We start from the raw sequence: 17,042 nt of genomic DNA on the forward strand, positions 1-17,042 counted from the left end.
ATCCGGGTTGCTTAGTTTGCCCCAGTGTAGATGCGGGACCAGTCGTTGGCCATATCAACAATGACCCATCCCATATCCGGGCCTTTGTCCAACCCATCGACCAGCCGTCCAATCGGGCTTTCGCGATCGTAGGCCCATTCGCGATCCGCATCAGTGTGATGGATCAAAACGCCCAGCCGTGGCCCGTCGCCTGCGGTGGTCCATTCAAGCATGGCAAAATCCCCGTCCGAGTTTCCTCCGGCAAAAATGGGGCGTTTGCCGATGGTGCGCTCGATGTTGATTGGCTTGCCTTCTTTGTCATCGATGAAGGCAATGCCGGGGGCCTTGTTGATTACGGGCGTGCCGTTTTCGCTGTCATAAGTTGTTTCCCCATAGGTGCCCAGAATCTGTTCGGGCGGGATGCCATATGCCTGTTCGGCGAAGACACGCATGAAATGCAGGCCTCCGCCCGAAACGATATAAGTTTTGAAATCCTCATCCCGCAGATAGCGCAACAGCTCGACCATCGGCTGATAGGTCATCTGGTCGTAGGGCAGATCGGTCTCGGGATGTCGTGCAGTGTCCAGCCAATCGGCCACCGACGCCTGAAATACTTCAACGCTGCTGCCGGAATGCGATGCGTTGACCACTTCGATCAGAGCGTCGTGCCCGCCGTCCAGAATGGTTTTCAGATCACCTTCAGCAGCCGCTTTCAACGCTGGGGTCGATAAGATCGATGGGTCTTGTTTAGCAAGCTCTGCCAGTTGGTCCATGGCAAATATGAACTGAAAATAGACCGGTTGTTCAGCCCAGAGCGTGCCGTCATTGTCAAACACCGCAATCCGGTCGGCGGGAGTGACATAGAGTTCATTCGCCGGGTCGCTGACCGCGTCAACAAAGTCGATGATCTGCTGTTTTGATGCCGAGTCGGTCCAGCTGGGCAGGGGGTCTGCGAACGCCACAAGGGGGACGGTGGCTATAAACGCCGTGAGTTTGAGAAATCTCATGTAATAGCCTCTGATACTGGAAAAAGGGGCCGCGCTTTAAGGCGGCCCCTGTCTTGTTTTCTAGTTCGAAGTCGGTGTGGCCAATTTCTGCATCACCTGATCCAGGCTGAAGCTCGCCGCCTTCTGACGTGGTGGGAATTCTTGGAAAGTACTCAGGAAACTCGCCACATATTGCTGCGCCGGTACTAGGAAATACACCCGGTCGATCATCCAGTCGTAGTATGTGTTGGATGTACGGTATCCACGCTCATAAGGGTCGCGGCGCAAATTCACGATGATCGGCACGCGCAGTTCTGTGAATGGTTCCATCCATGCGCGCAGGGTGGCCCATGCTTTTTGCTCCAAAAAGATCAGCTTCCAGTCGTCAAAACGCAAAGCGGACAGGTCGCCGTCATCCGTGAAATAAAAGATTTCACGGCGGGGGCTTTCAGTGGTCTCACCAGTCAGCAGTGGCAATATGTTGTAGCCATCCAGATGCACTTTGTAGTCGCGACCCATGGCAGGTGAGGAATAGCCGGCTTTCAGCTTTTCCTTGATTTCGGGGTCGCCAGCGACCGCCAGATAGGTGGGCAGCCAGTCCATGTGATGCACGATTTCGTTCGAGATCGAACCCGCTTCGATCTTACCGGGCCAACGCACCATGGATGGTACGCGCCAGCCGCCTTCCCAGTTGGTATTCTTTTCGCCCCAGAACGGTGTCGAAGCGGCATCCGGCCATGTGTTATAATGCGGGCCGTTGTCGGTGGAATAATGAACGATCGTGTTGTCGGCGATGCCGAGTTCGTCCAGCAGATCAAGCAGTTGGCCGACCTGAATGTCATGTTCGATCATGCCCGCCGTGTATTCATCGGCCGGACTACCTAGGATTTCGTTGGCTGTTTCGCGCATTTCTTCCCCGACATGGGTGCGGAAATGCATGCGTGTGCCATTCCACCAGACATAGAATGGTGTGCCGTTCTGGTTGGCCTCACGAATGAACTCAACTGCAGCTTCCAGGGTTTCCTGATCCACCGTTTCCATGCGTTTGCGTGTCAGTGGACCGGTGTCTTCGATGGGGCCGCCTGCGCTGGACTTGATCACACCGCGCGGACCATAGGCCTCGCGGAACGTGCGCCCGTCGGGCAGAACCGCGTCCCCGGGATAATCTTCATGCTCGGGTTCTTCTTCGGCATTGAGGTGATAGAGATTCCCAAAAAACTCATCAAATCCGTGATTTGTCGGCAGGTGCTCATCCCTGTCGCCCAGGTGGTTCTTGCCAAACTGGCCGGTCACGTACCCATGATCCTTAAGCAACCCTGCAATCGTGGGGTCTTCGATCTGCATCCCTTCTTTAGCGCCAGGCAAGCCAACCTTGGACAGTCCAGTCCGGAACACCGATTGGCCCATGATGTAAGATGAGCGGCCAGCTGTGCAGGATTGCTCGCCATAATAATCGGTGAAGATCATGCCTTCATCGGCGACCCTGTCGATATTGGGGGTCTGGTATCCCATAAGGCCCATTGTGTAGGCCGAAATGTTGGATTGGCCGATGTCATCGCCCCAAATGACCAAAATGTTGGGTTTTTGATCCTGCGCCCATGCGGGCAGTGCGACCAGAACCGCAATCGACGCTGCTGCGGTACGGCGCAGTCCGATACGCCAGCTTTCCAAGAACCGGGTTGTAGTTAACATGTTTTACTCCTGAACTTGTGGACAATTTGTCCCTGTGAACTATCTGAGCCTTGTGTCCAGAATAGGATTAGTTGCAGTCGTTAAGCATTGGATATCCCGCGAAAATAGCCAGATTGCGGGATTCGTGTGTATGTAATGTAGGCCAGTGAGCCTGATTGAAATTTATCATATGATGAAGTTTAAATATATAGATGGCACTAATTGAAACTGATCTAGACGCGCTGCAGGAAAGTTCCTGGTTCAAAACCAGATCTCCCGCCTTTCAGGATGCACTGTTACGCAGTGCCGTGCGCCGAACTTACGGTGCTGACGAAGCTTTGTTTGTCCAGGGTGATCCCGCCAACGGGATCCACGCTGTATTGGATGGTAGTGTTAAGATCACCGTCCCCGCAGATGACGGTCAGGAATTTGTCATACACCAAGAGGGACGTGGCTTTTGGATCGGCGATCTCGCGTTGTTTGCGACTGCACATCGGCTGATCAGCGTGGTAGCGACTCGGCCAACCGAGACGCTTTTCTTTCCGGCCTCGCGGCTAGAACGCTTAGTGCAGGATTCTCCTGACTTTGTTCGGGATTTCTACGCTTTGAGTCATGAAAACATGCAAAAAGCCCTGCGTATCGTAGCCAATCTTGCGGTGACCGGCACCGAGAAACGGCTGGTTTTGAGGCTGCTGCATCTGGATGAGGTGACATCCGATGCAGAGGGTTGGATACCGGTTTCGCAGGAAGAGCTGGCGGCTATGATTGCAGTCTCTGCGCCAACGCTTCACCGAGCATTACACAGGCTTATCGAATTAGACTTGATCGAAGGCGGGTATGGTCGGCTGAGGTTGAAAGATCGACGCGCCCTCGTAGCTAGCTGTCAAAGTTGACGGACTTTCAAGCCGAATGTTCTGTTGACGAGTGATCATCCTCACCGAGCCTTCCATCCAAAGACATCAAGATCGCGACCGGGCGCAGCGCGGGGATGTGGCTGAAGATGATCAGGATGCAGACGGTCAAAGGCACACTCAGGAACGCTCCGATCAGACCCCAGACCGTAGTCCAGAAAGTTAATGCCAAAATCACTAGGAAGGTCGACATGTTCAGCGATCGGCCAAGCATAGCCGGATCCAGAAAGTTGCCGATTAGAAACTGTAGTGTGCCGCACCCCAGAACGATCACGAGAAATGGCCCGATCGTCTCAAACTGAACCAGAGCGATCATTGCGGGAAAGATGACGGCGATGATCGAACCGATTGACGGGATGAAATTCAGGGCGAAAGTCAGCACGGCCCAGGTTTCAGCATATTCCAGACCCAGCGCTTTGAATACGGCGTAGCTGATGGTGGCGGTGATCAGACTGATAAATGTTTTCACGCCGACGTATCGCTGCAGGCTGTACGAAATCGCATCCAGAACCAAGGCCAGGTCAGCCCCCAGCCGTGGGTTGCCGGCGGCAAGCTGGATTTTCTTGCGAAAGGCCAACCGCTCGGCCATCAGAAAGGCGACATAGAGGCTGATTAGGAAGAACTGGTTAAGCAGTGATGTGGCGCTGCCCAGCAATATCCGAGCGACATAGGACATATCGATGCTGACCAGATTGTCTCGGATAAAACTTGTGACATCGTTGCCGACCAACCCGGTAATTCTATGAACAGCCCCGTCAAACTGGCTTTCGTAGGTGTTGATCGAGCGTGCAAATTGCGTGGCCTGACTGCCCAGAATGTACATGATCATGAACAAACCGGCCAATACAACTGTTACTCCCGCGACATTCGCCAACCAGATTGGCACCCGCGTCACTGCAATGACCCGGTCGCTAAGGGCCAGGATCAGCACGTTGACCAGTAACGCCATGGTCAACGGCACCAGAAAGTTTGCCCCTGCATAGAGGCCGAGCACCATTAGCGTGGCCACGATCGCTACATCCCGCAATACGCTCAGCTGCGGACGCGCACGGGATGGGCTGTTTTCTGGGTCAGAGGTCATAAGATGGCCTTGGTCTGAGTGCTGCCTGGATGTGTTTTGATTGATCCTGCACAGGCTGGCGGGTTTATGCAATCCATACAGAAGGTTATACGCATGAAATCGGTGGCCTGATCCGATTGGCGGTTCTGCCAAAGGAAAAGGCAGGCTAGGCTAGCGCAATGCCAACTGTTTTGATTCCCTCGTTCGGCCAATTCCTGCGTGCGCTCTGGCTTGCTGTGCGCCGATTTAATGACAAAAACGGCTTCGTCATGAGCAGCCACGTCGCCATGTCGTTGATGATGGCCCTGTTTCCATTCGTTCTGTTCACGGTTGCGCTGGCAGGGGCCTTGTCACAGGGCTATGTGACCGATGAACTGATCGAACTGATATTTGGCGCCTGGCCCAAAGACGTGGCCGATCCCATCGTTTCAGAACTGCGTGCTGTTCTGGCCGGTGCGGGCTCGGGCGTGATCACTTTGGGTGGCTTGTTGGCGATCTACTTTGCCTCAAACGGAGTCGCCGCTGTGCGAAAGGCGATGGCGCAGGCCTATCACGACACGGACAATTGGCCGTTCTGGAAGACCCGACTGCTGTGCTTTGTGCTGGTCATAATCGGCGGTGCTGCCATTCTGGCCATCGCGGCGGTCGAAGTCGTTCTGCCGGTCTATACCCGTTTGGTTTCGGAAAAGACGGCAGTGGATGTGGACAACTGGCTGTCGGTGGATCGTCTGCGATGGACCTTTACCGTGGCTGTCCCCGCTGGCACCGTTCTTTTGGCCCATCTGATCTTGCCCACCAGACGGCACAGCCTACTACAGATCTTGCCGGGCGTAATCCTGACATTGGCTTTGTGGGCTGCAGGTGGATGGGGCTTTTCAATCTATATCGCCAAGTTTGCGACCTATAGCGCGACGTATGCCGGGCTTGCAGGGGCAATGGCAGCGCTGATTTTCCTGTACTTATGCTCGGCCATGCTGATCCTCGGGGCCGAATACAACGGTGCGCTGATCGATTTGCAAAACGAAGAGGGGCAATGATGTATCTCCGCGCTATCGTGATGACCGCGATCCTTTGGGCGACCGCGCAGCAGTCGCAGGCGCAGGACTATGTTGGATCAGACGCGTGCTCGGATTGTCATAAGGAAGAAACCGAAGCCTGGGAAAGCTCATACCATGCGCTTGCCTGGACTGAGGTGGAGGACGGCCATGTTCAGGCTGATTTCGATGGAACACGATTCTCGCATGATGGAATGAGCGTGGCCTTTGCGGATCAAGATGGAGCTCTTACGGCGCAAGTCACCGAAAAAGACGGCGTTACAACGACCTATCCGGTCCATTCAGTGGTTGGTATCGCGCCGCTACAGCAATATCTTTTCGAAACCGAACCCGGCCGATTGCAGAGTTTTGATGTGGTTTGGGACGTCGAAAAGGGCCGTTGGTTCCACCTTTACCCGGATCAGGATCTGCCTCCGAATGATGGGCTGCACTGGACCGGTCCGTACAAAAATTGGAACGCCCGCTGTGCCGAGTGTCATGCGACCGGCTATGTGAAGAACTACGACTCTGAGGAAAGGCGCTATGACTCGACACAGGTCGAAATTGGTGTCGGGTGCGAGGCTTGCCACGGGCCGGGTTCTGCGCATTTGGAGTGGACGACCGGAAAAGTGTTGCAAGACGGTTTGAGCGAGTTCGGATTCCCTACGACATGGGGCAGGGGGCAGACAGAAGCGGAAATTCAGCAATGCGCCGGCTGTCATTCCCGGCGAGAGGCGTTGGAAGATGGTAATCCGCTTCCCGGCAAGCCGTATCACGACGCCTATAACCTGGCGTTGCTGCGACCGGGTTTGTATCACCCAGATGGCCAGATTTTGGACGAGGTCTATGTTTATGGCTCATTCCTGCAGTCGCGCATGTATGCAGAAGGGGTGGGTTGTATGAATTGCCACGATCCGCACCGGGCTGAGGTGAAAGCCGAGGGTAATGGGTTGTGTACCCAATGCCACTCCCCCGCTGGCAACCCGGATTTCCCGACCCTTCGGAAAGCCGACTATGACGCGCCCGCGCATCACCAACATGCTGAAAATTCTGCGGGTGCCCAATGCAAGAACTGCCACATGATCGAGCGTGTCTATATGGGGGTAGATGGCAGGCGCGATCACAGCTTCCGCATTCCCCGCCCTGATCTGGGGCTCGGAACTGATGCCTGCACCGATTGCCATGCGGATGAAGATCAGTCTTGGGCGGCGCAGCAGATTGAACTCTGGTTCCCGGAATCATCATATAGAGTGGCGCATTATGGCACGACATTTGCAGCAGCAGGCAGTGGTCAATTGGACGACCCAGAAACGCTGGTCGCGATCGCTCTGGATGAAGGGCAGGCAGGTATCGTTCGCGCAACCGCTCTGTATTTGTTGCAACCTTTTGCAACGCCTGATCTTGCCGAGCGTCTAGCACCGTTGCTGGCCGATCCGGACCCACTGATACGGGCCAATGGACCGGTACTGCAGCGTCAGGTTCCTGCCCAGTTGCGCGCTTCGCGGTTAGAGCCGTTGTTATCCGACCCCATGCGCAATGTACGCATCTCGGCTGCAAAAGAGTTCTTATCGATCCCAGCGCAGGCCATGACGCAAGACCAACGCGCAAGCGCGCAGCAGGGCATGGCGGATTGGCAACGTAGCATTTCCAATCGTTTGGACTTTCCTGAGACCCATTTGGTGCTGGGTGGTTGGGCGCTTACGCTCAGAAACGCGCCGGCTGCAGAACGTGCGTTCCGAGAGGTTGTAACGCTCGACCCGCAGCGCGTTGAGGCTTGGCCGATGCTGGTTCAACTTGCCCACATCAATCGTGGTGTACAGGCTGCGCTGGCGACATTGGACGAGGCCTTGTTAGTGCTTCCCGATGATCCGAACTTAATGCAACTTGCGCAGGAACTCGGGAGATAACTGGCATGGAACTGGCAGAATTGCGCCATCTTCACGGCGCATTCTGCGGTTAGCCAACCGGTATAAGCACTCGGATTGCTACAGGTGATGTATGCCGGATCGCACCGCTACCTTCGCAAAGCCGCTGACGGCGGCCTGTAAAACAACGCTTGACCAGCGTATTGAAGAGCTGCGCACGCGCAAGCCTGTCGATATCAATCATGGCGAAGCACTATTGCTGCAAGGCATAGCTGCAGCGTCTCTGCGGAAACAGAGCATAGCGCCGGGAAAGATCGATCTGGATTAACGCCGCTTAACCCCGGAAGCCGGTGGCGACAACAAACTTCTCGGAACTATCAGAACGTGAGGCCGGAGGCTTCACATTGGCAACCTTGTTGAATTTCTGCTTGAGCAGTTTCTGAAGGTCCCCCTCAGCCCCGCCAGCAAGCACCTTGGCAACGAAGGTGCCGCCCTCTTCCAGCACGTCGAACGCGAAATAAGCCGCCGTTTCGCACAGGGCCATGATCCGCAGGTGGTCAGTCTGTTTGTGGCCCGAAGACGCAGCCGCCATGTCGGACATGACCACGTCCGCTTTGCCACCCAGCCAGTCCTTGACCTTCTGATCGGCGTCATCTTCCATGAAATCAAGGACATGCGCGGTGGCGCCGGCGACGGGCTCAACCTCTTGAAGGTCAACCCCCAGGACGGTGCCGATGCGCTTGCCGCTTTTCTCGCCGAGTGCATTGACGCGTTTCACAGCGACTTGCAGCCAGCCACCGGGCGCACATCCCAGATCGACCACGCGCGCGCCGGGTACGAGAAACCGGAACTTGTCGTCCAACTCAAGTATCTTGAATGCCGCGCGTCCGCGATAGCCTTCGACCTGCGCGCGTTTGACATAGGGGTCGTTCAACTGCCGTTCTAACCAGCGGGTCGAGCTGAGCTTGCGCCCGCGCGCGGTCTTGACCTTCACCTTCAGGTCGCGTTGCCCGCGACCCGAGTTGCTTTTGCCAGTTGGTGTCTTCGCCATCAGAACGGTCCGTCTTCCAATACACCGTCCGCACTCATTTGCGCATAAAGCAAACCCTCGCGCAGCCCACGGTCCGCCACAGAAAGGCGATCGGTGGGCCAGCAGCGCAACAGCGCCTGCAAGATGGCCGAGCCGGACATGATCAGGGCCTGCCGATCTTCTCCGATCCGGGGATCACGGCGGCGCCCACGAGGGCCGAGTTCTAGATAGCCTCGTATCACCTTGTCAATCTGATCGCTGGTCATCCGCAATCCGTCCACCTTCGTCCGGTCATAGCGCTTGAGGCCAAGGTGTGAGGCGGCGACAGTGGTCACCGTTCCGCTGGTGCCCACAATCTGAAACCCTTCGCGGGCCTGTTCATCCTTGTAAGGTGCGAAATCGGCCAGATTTTCTTCGAAAAACCAGCTCATTAGCGCAAAACGCGCGGCATCGTCTTCGACGTCGTTGAACTGATCACGCAATGTTGCCACGCCCAGCGGGACGCTGATCCAATCAACCACTTTGGCCGCAGGGAAAGGGCTTTCAGGTGTGTGGAACCCGTTATGCAATCTCATAATCGCGGCAGGCCGATCCCGACGAGGAACAGAGGAGATGTCGATCCAGACCAATTCGGTTGAGCCGCCGCCGATATCGACGACCAACAATTGCTCGGTCTTGGTCGACACCAGCGGTGCACAGGAAATCACAGCCAGACGTGCTTCTTCCTCGGGCTGGATGATGTCGAGCGTCAGGCCGGTTTCGCGTTTAACTTGCCGGATGAAATCGCGTGAATTCTTGGCGCGACGGCAAGCCTCGGTTGCGATCAAGCGCATGCGCTTGACCTTGTTACGCTTGAGTTTTTGCTGACAAATCCGCAGCGCCTGTACGGTACGTGCCATGGACGCCCGCGACAATCGCCCGGTTCGTTCCAGACCGGCACCCAACTGCACCGATTTGGAGAAGCTGTCCACCACATGAAATCCACTGCCCTTGGGCTGGGCGATCAACATGCGGCAGCTATTTGTCCCCAAATCCAGTGCCGCATATAACGCATCTGGATCGGGTCTTGCTGGCGCGGGGCTTTCGACCGCTTTCGGGAACGCGCCCGCACCTCTGGGACGCTTGGGCGCCATCTTAAACGCCCTCCGATTTTCGAGTTACCCCGACCATAGGTCGCGCAATTGGATCACGCAAGACGCTCATTAAAGTCATTAGGATTTTGATGTTCGGTTTTGGCCACCAAGGCATTAAAAGCTGCTGTATGCAGCCGTGGGCAAAAAGGTCGCTGCAAATACGCCGTATGTCGAAAATCGACCGACTTGGACCCACATTGAAGTTTAGAACCGGTCCATCTGGTTAGGAGGAATCACGGTAATGCCTGACGTCACCATCGTATATTGGCGCGATATTCCCGCCCAAGTCATCGTCGGCAAGGGCCGTCGTGGCGCTAAGCGGCAGTTGGAAGAGCGGTTTGAACAAGCCATTGACCGGGCCGCAATGAAGGTGAACGCCAAGGATAGTGATGCCTATCTGGCCGAGTGGCGCAAAGCCGAGCCTTTCGCAGTTGAGGGCGACCCGTCCGAAATTGCCGAAGCCGAGGCCGCGCGTTTGGAAACAGAGTACGATCAGGACCGTATCAAGACCCTGATCGCCAATGACGGTTGGGCATGAGCCCCAGATCTTTATGGGAGGCCGCTATGGCTTTGCTGAACTTCAAGAAACGTGATGCGGTCGAAAACGGCCCTGTGAACCCGACCGTCGAAGCCTTTTTGCAGGGCTACTCGATCGAGGTGATGCCGCGCACTGCGGAAAAGGTCGAAGATTTCCGCGCGCTGCTGCCAGAAGGCACCCGTGTCTACATCGCCCATATCGAGGGCACGCCAATCGAAGACATGGTCAAAACCGCCAAGCGCATCGCGGCCGAAGGTTACCCTGTCATGCCGCATTTCCCGGCACGGATCATCAAGGATGCCGCGACGCTGGAAAACTGGATTTCCATGTATCAGGGTGAAGCGGGTGTCGAGCAGGCGCTTCTGCTGGCCGGTGGGGTCGCCAAACCGCATGGTGATTTCGACAGCTCGATGCAGCTGCTGGAAACCGGACTGTTCGACAAGGCGGGGTTCAAGCGACTGCACGTAGCCGGTCACCCCGAAGGCAACAAGGATATCGATCCCGACGGCTCGACCAAGAATGTCGATGACGCGCTGCGCTGGAAGCAGAAGTTTTCGGAAACCACCGACGCCGAAATGGCGCTGGCCACTCAGTTTGCGTTCGACGCCAAGCCGATCATCGCTTGGGCAGATAGCCTGAAAGAAGCGGGTATTGATCTGCCGATCCATATCGGTATCGCGGGCCCGGCGAAGCTGCAGACGCTGATCAAATTCGCTATCGCCTGCGGCGTTGGTCCATCGCTGAAAGTCCTGCAGAAGCGCGCCATGGACGTGTCCAAGCTGCTGTTGCCTTACGAGCCAACCGATGTGGTCACCGAACTGGCCAATCACAAAGCGGCCAACCCGGATTTCAATATCACCAAGGTTCACTTCTTCCCGCTGGGGGGGATCAAGACCAACGCCAACTGGGCGATCAACAACGGCGGCGCTTCGGCAAAGCCGGTTAACTCCTAAGGAACGGACATGACCCGTACAGTCGTAGAATCAAAAACAAAAACTGCCGTTCTGGGCTTTGACGAACCGTTCTGCGTTATCGGTGAGCGGATCAACCCAACGGGCCGTAAGAAACTGGCTGCCGAATTGGAAGCAGGCGATTTCTCGACAGTCGAAAAGGATGCTCTGGCGCAGGTCGCTGCAGGCGCGACCGTTCTGGATATCAACGCAGGTGTCGTCTACAACTCGAACCCCAACCCGAACGAGACCGAGCCGCCGCTGATGACCAAGATCGTCGAGCTGGTGCAGGGGCTTGTTGATGTACCGCTTTGCATCGATTCCTCGGTTCCGGGCGCTTTGGAAGCCGGTCTTGAGGCGGCGGAAGGTCGTCCGCTGTTGAACTCGGTCACCGGTGAAGAAGAGCGTCTGGAACTGGTTTTGCCACTGGTCAAGAAATACAACGTACCCGTTGTGGCGATCTCGAACGATGACACCGGAATCTCGGAAGACCCCGATGTGCGTTTTGCCGTCGCCAAAACCATCGTTGAGCGTGCAGCCGATCACGGCATCCCGGCTCATGACATCGTGGTCGATCCGCTGGTCATGCCGATTGGTGCGATGGCAACTGCTGGCCAGCAGGTGTTTGCTCTGGTCCGTCGTCTGCGGGAGGAGCTGGGCGTGAACACCACATGCGGTGCGTCCAACATCTCGTTCGGCCTGCCGAACCGTCACGGTATCAACAACGCCTTCCTGCCGATGGCAATGGGTGCGGGAATGACTTCAGCGATCATGAACCCGGTGGCTCTGCCGGTGACTCAGAAGAAGATTGCTGAAAAGAAAGAGGCCGTTGCTGCCGCCGGTATCATTCTGCCCGAGGATATGGACGACGAAACCTTTGTACAGATGTTCGGTCTGGGTTCGACCCTTCCGCGTGCGGGCAAAGAGATGGAGGCCATCCGCGCCGCCAACCTGCTGACCAACAACGACGCACATGGCGGTGAGTGGATCAGGTTCAACAAACCACCCGCTGAGGCCGGAGCCGAAGGCGAGGGTGCACGCGGACGTCGTGGCGGCGGTCGCCGTCGCCGCGCTTAAGGTATATAAAACAATCGATTGGGCCGGATCTTTGATCCGGCCTTTTCGATTCGTCAGGGTTTGTTGACCCTTGAACCCCGGTAAAGAGCAGTGCTAATCAATGCCCAGCGGCGGGTATGATGTAATGGTAGCCTGTCAGCTTCCCAAGCTGAACGCGCGGGTTCGATTCCCGCTACCCGCTCCAATCATTCTGCGCGTCGGGCCTGATAGAGGTTGATCATCGCCGGGATGAGGATCTCCGAACCAGACTGATACTGTCGGAACTCTTCTGCGACCGCTTGTTGAATAGCGTCAGTATCAGCCTCACTCCCTTCGAAATGAGCAACAACACGGCCCGCAGGACCAACACGTGTCACCAGCCTCGCCGTGCCTTCAACGCCGCCAAAACCCGTCAGGTTCACTGTGATCGCGTCGCCGGTTATTTCAGACAGCCCCGCTTGGGTCATCAGACCTTTGACATGGTCGATGTCGTGGAACGCCAGCGGCCCGGGCGCATAGCGGTCTACGCGGGGCGGTTGACCCATTCGCCGAACGGCGGCGACATGGGGTATCTTGAACCACGGGTTGACGTCCAATGGCCCCCAGGAAGCGAACGTCATTTGCCCACCGGGTTTCAGTGCCGAGGCGATGTTTCGGAATGCTGCGATCGAGTCGCTAAAGAACATGACACCAAACCGGGAGATTGCGGCATCCATTTGTCCGGGTTCAAACGCGTAGGTTTGCGCATCCGCGTGCTGAAAAGTGATAGTCTGTATCCCGTCGCTTTCAGCACGTTTGGCTGCGCGGTCCAGAAAGGGCTGTGAAATGTCAGCGGCCAGAACGTGCCCGTTCGGCCCTACCGCGCGGGCGGCAGCGATTGCGCTGACGCCCGTGCCACATCCGATATCCAGCACTTGCATACCCGCCGACAGGGCGGCCCGGTCCAGAACGAGATCAAGAACGGGCGCGAAGGCGTGGTCAAGCTGATCCTCATAGGTCAGCCATTTGGTGCCTTGTTCCGAGTTTCCCCAGAATTCCGCCTGTTCCTCGTTCACTGATGTCATGTTCGCCTCCTGTGGATGGGGCGACTATGACCTCCGGCGGCGTCGGCGGCCAGATTTTTCCTCATCCCCGCCGCCGGTATTGAAGGACGGAGCGGGCAGGGTGACGACCTGGGCCAATTCAGGGAACGGATCGGTTTTGTGCGGGATCGCATTGGCGGCGACGAAATGGTCTTGAAACTTGGGTTCGATTGCCGTTTCGACCTTGGTGATCTCGCGCACCACGCGTTCGATCTCGGCCCGCGATCCGATGTTACACAGCGCGATCCGGGCACCGGTTCCAGCGGCATTACCCGCGCTGGAGACCTTCTCGAGCGGTGCATCAGGGATCATACCCAGCACCATCGCGTGTTTGGTCGAAATATGCGCGCCGAAGGCACCGGCAAGTACCACGCGATCCACACGGTCAACCTCCATCTCATCCATTAGGAGACGCGCTCCGGCGTAGAGCGCGGATTTAGCCAACTGGATGGCACGGATATCACCCTGAGTTACCGTGATACGCGGACCGCCCTCGGCGCTGGCGTCGTGGATCAGATAGGAGTTGGTGCGGCCTTCGGGAACGCAACGCGGTGTGCCCGTCTGCGCGGCCGAGCCGATCAGCCCGCTTTCGTCCAGAAGACCTGCAATGCGCATCTCGGCCACGGCCTCGATAATGCCTGAGCCGCAGATACCGGTGATGCCCGTGGTGGCAATGTCCTGATCAAAGCCTTCGTCATTCGACCATTTCTCGGACCCGATCACGCGGAAACGCGGTTCTTTGGTGACAGGATCGATTTCGATTCGTTCAATCGCACCGGGCGCGGCTCTCTGGCCCGAGCTAATCTGGGCACCCTCAAATGCGGGGCCGGTGGGTGACGAACAGGCCAGAACGCGGTGGGTGTTGCCCAGCAAGATTTCCGCATTGGTACCCACATCCACGATCAGTACCAGATCGTCGGACTTGCCGGGTTCCTCGGATAGGGCAACGGCAGCGCAGTCCGCACCCACATGGCCCGCAATACACGGCAGGATGTAGACCTGCGCGCGTGGATTCATCGTGGTCAGGTCCATCTCATGCGCAGGAAGGGACATGCTTTCCGAAGTTGCCAACGCAAATGGGGCCTGACCCAGTTCAACCGGGTCCAGACCCAGCAGAAGGTGGTGCATGACCGGATTGCAGACGAACACCGTTTCGACGATCAAAGCGGCATCGATCCCGGCCTCATCAGCGATTGAAGTGGTCAGATCGTTGATCGCTTCGCGCACGGCCCGGGTCATTTCCTTGTCGCCACCGGGATTCATCATGGCGTAAGACACGCGGCTCATCAGGTCTTCGCCGAAACGAATTTGCGGGTTCATCAGGCCGGAAGAAGCCTTGACTTCACCGGTTTCCAGATCGGTCAGGTGCGCAGCGATGGTGGTCGAGCCGAGGTCGATAGCCAGACCGTAAAGCCCATGTTCGTGCAGGCCGGGCCAAATTTCGACGATACGGGCCACGTTGTCCTTGTGGCCTTTGTGGACGGCGACTGTGACCTCCCATTTCCCTTTGCGAAGCACTGGCTGCAGCTTGGACATCAGCGACAGATCGGCGGTAATCGCATCGATCTTCCATTGTTCGCACAAGGCGCGTTCTAACCGTTCCAGATCGCCTGTGGGCGAGTGCATGTCGGGTTCCTCCACCACCACGAAATACAGGCGTGTTGCAGGGTCCATGGTGATGGCGCGGGCGGCGGCGGCCTTGCGGACCACCTGACGGTGAACCTGGCTTTCAGGAGGCACGTCGATCACCACGTCACCCTGAACCGAGGCCTGACAGCCCAAACGGCGCCCGGGTTTCAAGCCTCGCTTGTCGTCATAACGCTGTTCAACCGCGTTCCATTCGCTCAGCGCGTCCTCCGAGACGGTCACGCCATGCTTGGGAAACTCGCCATAGCTGGGGGTGATCTGACATTTCGAACAAATACCGCGTCCACCGCAGACTGAATCAAGATCGACACCCAACTGGCGCGCTGCCGTCAGGATTGGCGTGCCAACGGGAAAGTGTCCGCGTTTGCCGGACGGGGTAAAAACTACAAGAGGATCGGTGGTCATGAATGGCCTGCCTTTGTATTCGCGCGTATGCCGGCGAACATATGGGTTTGAACGCAAAGGGAAAGGGCATTCAGCGGCACGTTTTGCATTGCTAGCGTCGTTTTCGGGCGTGGCAGAAGCCCGCAGGGGAAAACAACTTGGGTTCGGGGCTTTCCCTCTGGTGAAATCCATGCAATAGGGTCACCGTCAAACGGGCTTTTGCATGGGGTTATCAAATGCAGATTCGTGAGGCACTCACCTTCGACGACGTTCTTCTGGTTCCGGGCGCATCTTCTGTGCTTCCGGCAACGGCAGATACGAGCACACGCGTGACGCGTGAAATCACTATGAATATCCCGCTGCTCAGTTCGGCGATGGACACGGTGACCGAAGCGCGCATGGCCATCGCGATGGCACAAGCCGGAGGGATCGGAGTTGTGCACAAGAACCTCTCAGTCGAGGAACAGGCGCGTGAAATTCGTCGGGTAAAGCGGTTCGAATCCGGTATCGTCTATAACCCTGTGACGTTGCGCGCGGATCAGACACTGGCGGATGCGCAGGCTTTGGTCGAGCGGTATAATTTCACAGGTTTCCCTGTGGTAGACGAAAGTGGCCGGGTCGTTGGTATCGTCACGAACCGAGATATGCGCTTTGCAACCTCGGATGATACGCCGATCCACGCGATGATGACTTCGGACAATCTGGCGATGCTGCAAGAGCCTGCCGATCTCGAAGAAGCCAAAAGCCTGATGCGCGCGCGCCGGATCGAAAAACTGTTGGTTGTTGACGGTGGTGGCAAGCTGACCGGTTTGCTGACCCTGAAAGACACCGAACAGGCTGTGCTGAACCCTACTGCATGCAAAGACCGCCTGGGTCGCCTGAGGGTGGCAGCCGCTACCTCGGTTGGTGATGCAGGATTTGAGCGGTCTGAGCAGCTGGTGGATTCAGGCGTCGACATCATCGTTGTGGACACGGCACACGGCCATTCGCAGGGGGTGCTGGACGCGGTAAAGCGCGCCAAGACACTGTCGAATGAGGTGCAGATCATCGCCGGGAACGTCGCTACAGCTGAGGCAACGAAGGCGTTGATCGACGCGGGCGCTGACGCAATCAAGGTGGGCATCGGGCCGGGATCTATCTGCACAACACGGATGGTTGCGGGCGTTGGGGTTCCACAGTTGACGGCGATCATGGATTGCGCTGCTGCGGCCGGGGATGTTCCGGTCATCGCGGATGGCGGGATCAAATTCTCGGGCGATTTTGCCAAGGCCATAGCGGCGGGTGCGTCTTGTGCCATGGTCGGCTCAATGATCGCTGGTACGGATGAAAGCCCGGGCGAAGTCATTCTGTATCAAGGACGTTCGTTCAAATCCTATCGCGGCATGGGCAGCCTGGGTGCGATGGCACGCGGCTCGGCGGATCGCTATTTCCAGAAGGACGCCGCGAATGACAAGCTGGTGCCCGAAGGGATCGAAGGTCAGGTGCCGTACAAAGGGTCCGCAAGCGCTGTTGTGCACCAACTGGTTGGAGGTTTGCGCGCGGCGATGGGCTATACCGGTTGTGCCACCGTCGATGAGATGCGCCAGAACTGCAACTTTGTCAAAATCACTGGCGCAGGTTTGAAGGAAAGCCATGTGCATGACGTTCAGATCACACGGGAAAGCCCCAATTATCGCGTGATGTAAGTTTGTGAGACCCTTCAGGGGGTCTCTCGAA

At 57.0% G+C, this 17,042-nt stretch carries 15 protein-coding genes and 1 tRNA gene; 9 read left to right on the plus strand and 7 right to left on the minus strand.

The features are described from left to right. Positions 1–11 precede the first annotated feature (11 nt). Both ACR0L9_RS06950 and ACR0L9_RS06955 read right to left on the minus strand, forming a co-directional pair. Positions 12–986, minus strand: coding sequence for an HAD family hydrolase (locus ACR0L9_RS06950; RefSeq protein WP_480895317.1), 975 nt, complete (start codon positions 984–986; stop codon positions 12–14). A gap of 60 nt (positions 987–1,046) precedes the next feature. Continuing rightward, positions 1,047–2,657: an arylsulfatase gene (locus ACR0L9_RS06955; protein WP_255612093.1), complete on the minus strand. Its 1,611-nt coding sequence runs from the start codon at positions 2,655–2,657 to the stop codon at positions 1,047–1,049. Positions 2,658–2,848: 191 nt separating this feature from the next. Here ACR0L9_RS06955 and ACR0L9_RS06960 point away from each other — a divergent pair, with 191 nt between their 5' ends. Next, positions 2,849–3,529, plus strand: a complete 681-nt coding sequence (locus ACR0L9_RS06960; protein ID WP_223118021.1) for a Crp/Fnr family transcriptional regulator — start codon at positions 2,849–2,851, stop codon at positions 3,527–3,529. A 7-nt stretch (positions 3,530–3,536) separates the two neighbouring features. Here the strand turns inward: ACR0L9_RS06960 and ACR0L9_RS06965 are convergent, their stop codons facing one another. Further along, positions 3,537–4,628: an AI-2E family transporter gene (locus ACR0L9_RS06965; protein WP_170421749.1), complete on the minus strand. Its 1,092-nt coding sequence runs from the start codon at positions 4,626–4,628 to the stop codon at positions 3,537–3,539. A gap of 158 nt (positions 4,629–4,786) precedes the next feature. On the opposite strand from ACR0L9_RS06965, the gene ACR0L9_RS06970 reads away from it, so the two are divergent. From ACR0L9_RS06970 to ACR0L9_RS06980, 3 genes are all read left to right on the plus strand, one after another. Further along, positions 4,787–5,644: a YihY/virulence factor BrkB family protein gene (locus ACR0L9_RS06970; protein WP_170393012.1), complete on the plus strand. Its 858-nt coding sequence runs from the start codon at positions 4,787–4,789 to the stop codon at positions 5,642–5,644. Further along, the gene (locus tag ACR0L9_RS06975; protein ID WP_480895411.1) at positions 5,644–7,548 is read left to right on the plus strand and encodes a cytochrome c3 family protein; all 1,905 of its coding nucleotides are present in this window, start codon (positions 5,644–5,646) and stop codon (positions 7,546–7,548) included. Before ACR0L9_RS06970 ends, ACR0L9_RS06975 begins: the two co-directional genes overlap by 1 nt. Positions 7,549–7,639: 91 nt before the next feature. Continuing rightward, a complete protein-coding gene (locus tag ACR0L9_RS06980; RefSeq protein WP_480895318.1) occupies positions 7,640–7,834 on the plus strand; it encodes a hypothetical protein in 195 nt (64 codons plus the stop codon). Between the two features lie 6 nt (positions 7,835–7,840). On the opposite strand, the gene ACR0L9_RS06985 is transcribed toward ACR0L9_RS06980, so the two are convergent. Together ACR0L9_RS06985 and ACR0L9_RS06990 are read right to left on the minus strand one after the other, a co-directional pair. Further along, positions 7,841–8,557: an RlmE family RNA methyltransferase gene (locus ACR0L9_RS06985; RefSeq protein ID WP_170393014.1), complete on the minus strand. Its 717-nt coding sequence runs from the start codon at positions 8,555–8,557 to the stop codon at positions 7,841–7,843. Then, on the minus strand, positions 8,557–9,669 hold the full coding sequence (locus ACR0L9_RS06990; RefSeq protein WP_170393015.1) for a Ppx/GppA phosphatase family protein: 1,113 nt from the start codon (positions 9,667–9,669) through the stop codon (positions 8,557–8,559). Before ACR0L9_RS06990 ends, ACR0L9_RS06985 begins: the two co-directional genes overlap by 1 nt. A gap of 241 nt (positions 9,670–9,910) precedes the next feature. Here ACR0L9_RS06990 and ACR0L9_RS06995 point away from each other — a divergent pair, with 241 nt between their 5' ends. The 4 genes from ACR0L9_RS06995 (at position 9,911) to ACR0L9_RS07010 (ending at position 12,418) form a co-directional block, all read left to right on the plus strand. Next, the gene (locus ACR0L9_RS06995; protein WP_170393016.1) at positions 9,911–10,207 is read left to right on the plus strand and encodes a virulence factor; all 297 of its coding nucleotides are present in this window, start codon (positions 9,911–9,913) and stop codon (positions 10,205–10,207) included. Positions 10,208–10,233: 26 nt separating this feature from the next. Continuing rightward, a complete protein-coding gene (locus ACR0L9_RS07000) occupies positions 10,234–11,160 on the plus strand; it encodes a methylenetetrahydrofolate reductase (RefSeq protein WP_170393017.1) in 927 nt (308 codons plus the stop codon). Positions 11,161–11,169: 9 nt separating this feature from the next. After that, positions 11,170–12,234, plus strand: a complete 1,065-nt coding sequence (locus ACR0L9_RS07005; protein WP_170393018.1) for a methyltetrahydrofolate cobalamin methyltransferase — start codon at positions 11,170–11,172, stop codon at positions 12,232–12,234. A 110-nt stretch (positions 12,235–12,344) separates the two neighbouring features. Continuing rightward, positions 12,345–12,418 (plus strand) — tRNA-Gly (locus tag ACR0L9_RS07010). Position 12,419: 1 nt separating this feature from the next. On the opposite strand, the gene ACR0L9_RS07015 is transcribed toward ACR0L9_RS07010, so the two are convergent. Further along, positions 12,420–13,277, minus strand: a complete 858-nt coding sequence (locus tag ACR0L9_RS07015; RefSeq protein ID WP_480895319.1) for a class I SAM-dependent methyltransferase — start codon at positions 13,275–13,277, stop codon at positions 12,420–12,422. Positions 13,278–13,301: 24 nt separating this feature from the next. After that, complete coding sequence (locus tag ACR0L9_RS07020; protein ID WP_480895320.1) at positions 13,302–15,347, minus strand: ASKHA domain-containing protein; 2,046 nt, start codon at positions 15,345–15,347, stop codon at positions 13,302–13,304. 215 nt (positions 15,348–15,562) lie between these two features. Here ACR0L9_RS07020 and guaB point away from each other — a divergent pair, with 215 nt between their 5' ends. Continuing rightward, the gene (guaB, locus tag ACR0L9_RS07025; protein ID WP_170393021.1) at positions 15,563–17,011 is read left to right on the plus strand and encodes an IMP dehydrogenase; all 1,449 of its coding nucleotides are present in this window, start codon (positions 15,563–15,565) and stop codon (positions 17,009–17,011) included. Positions 17,012–17,042: the final 31 nt, after the last annotated feature.

It is taken from the genome of Ruegeria sp. I3 (assembly GCF_056532525.1).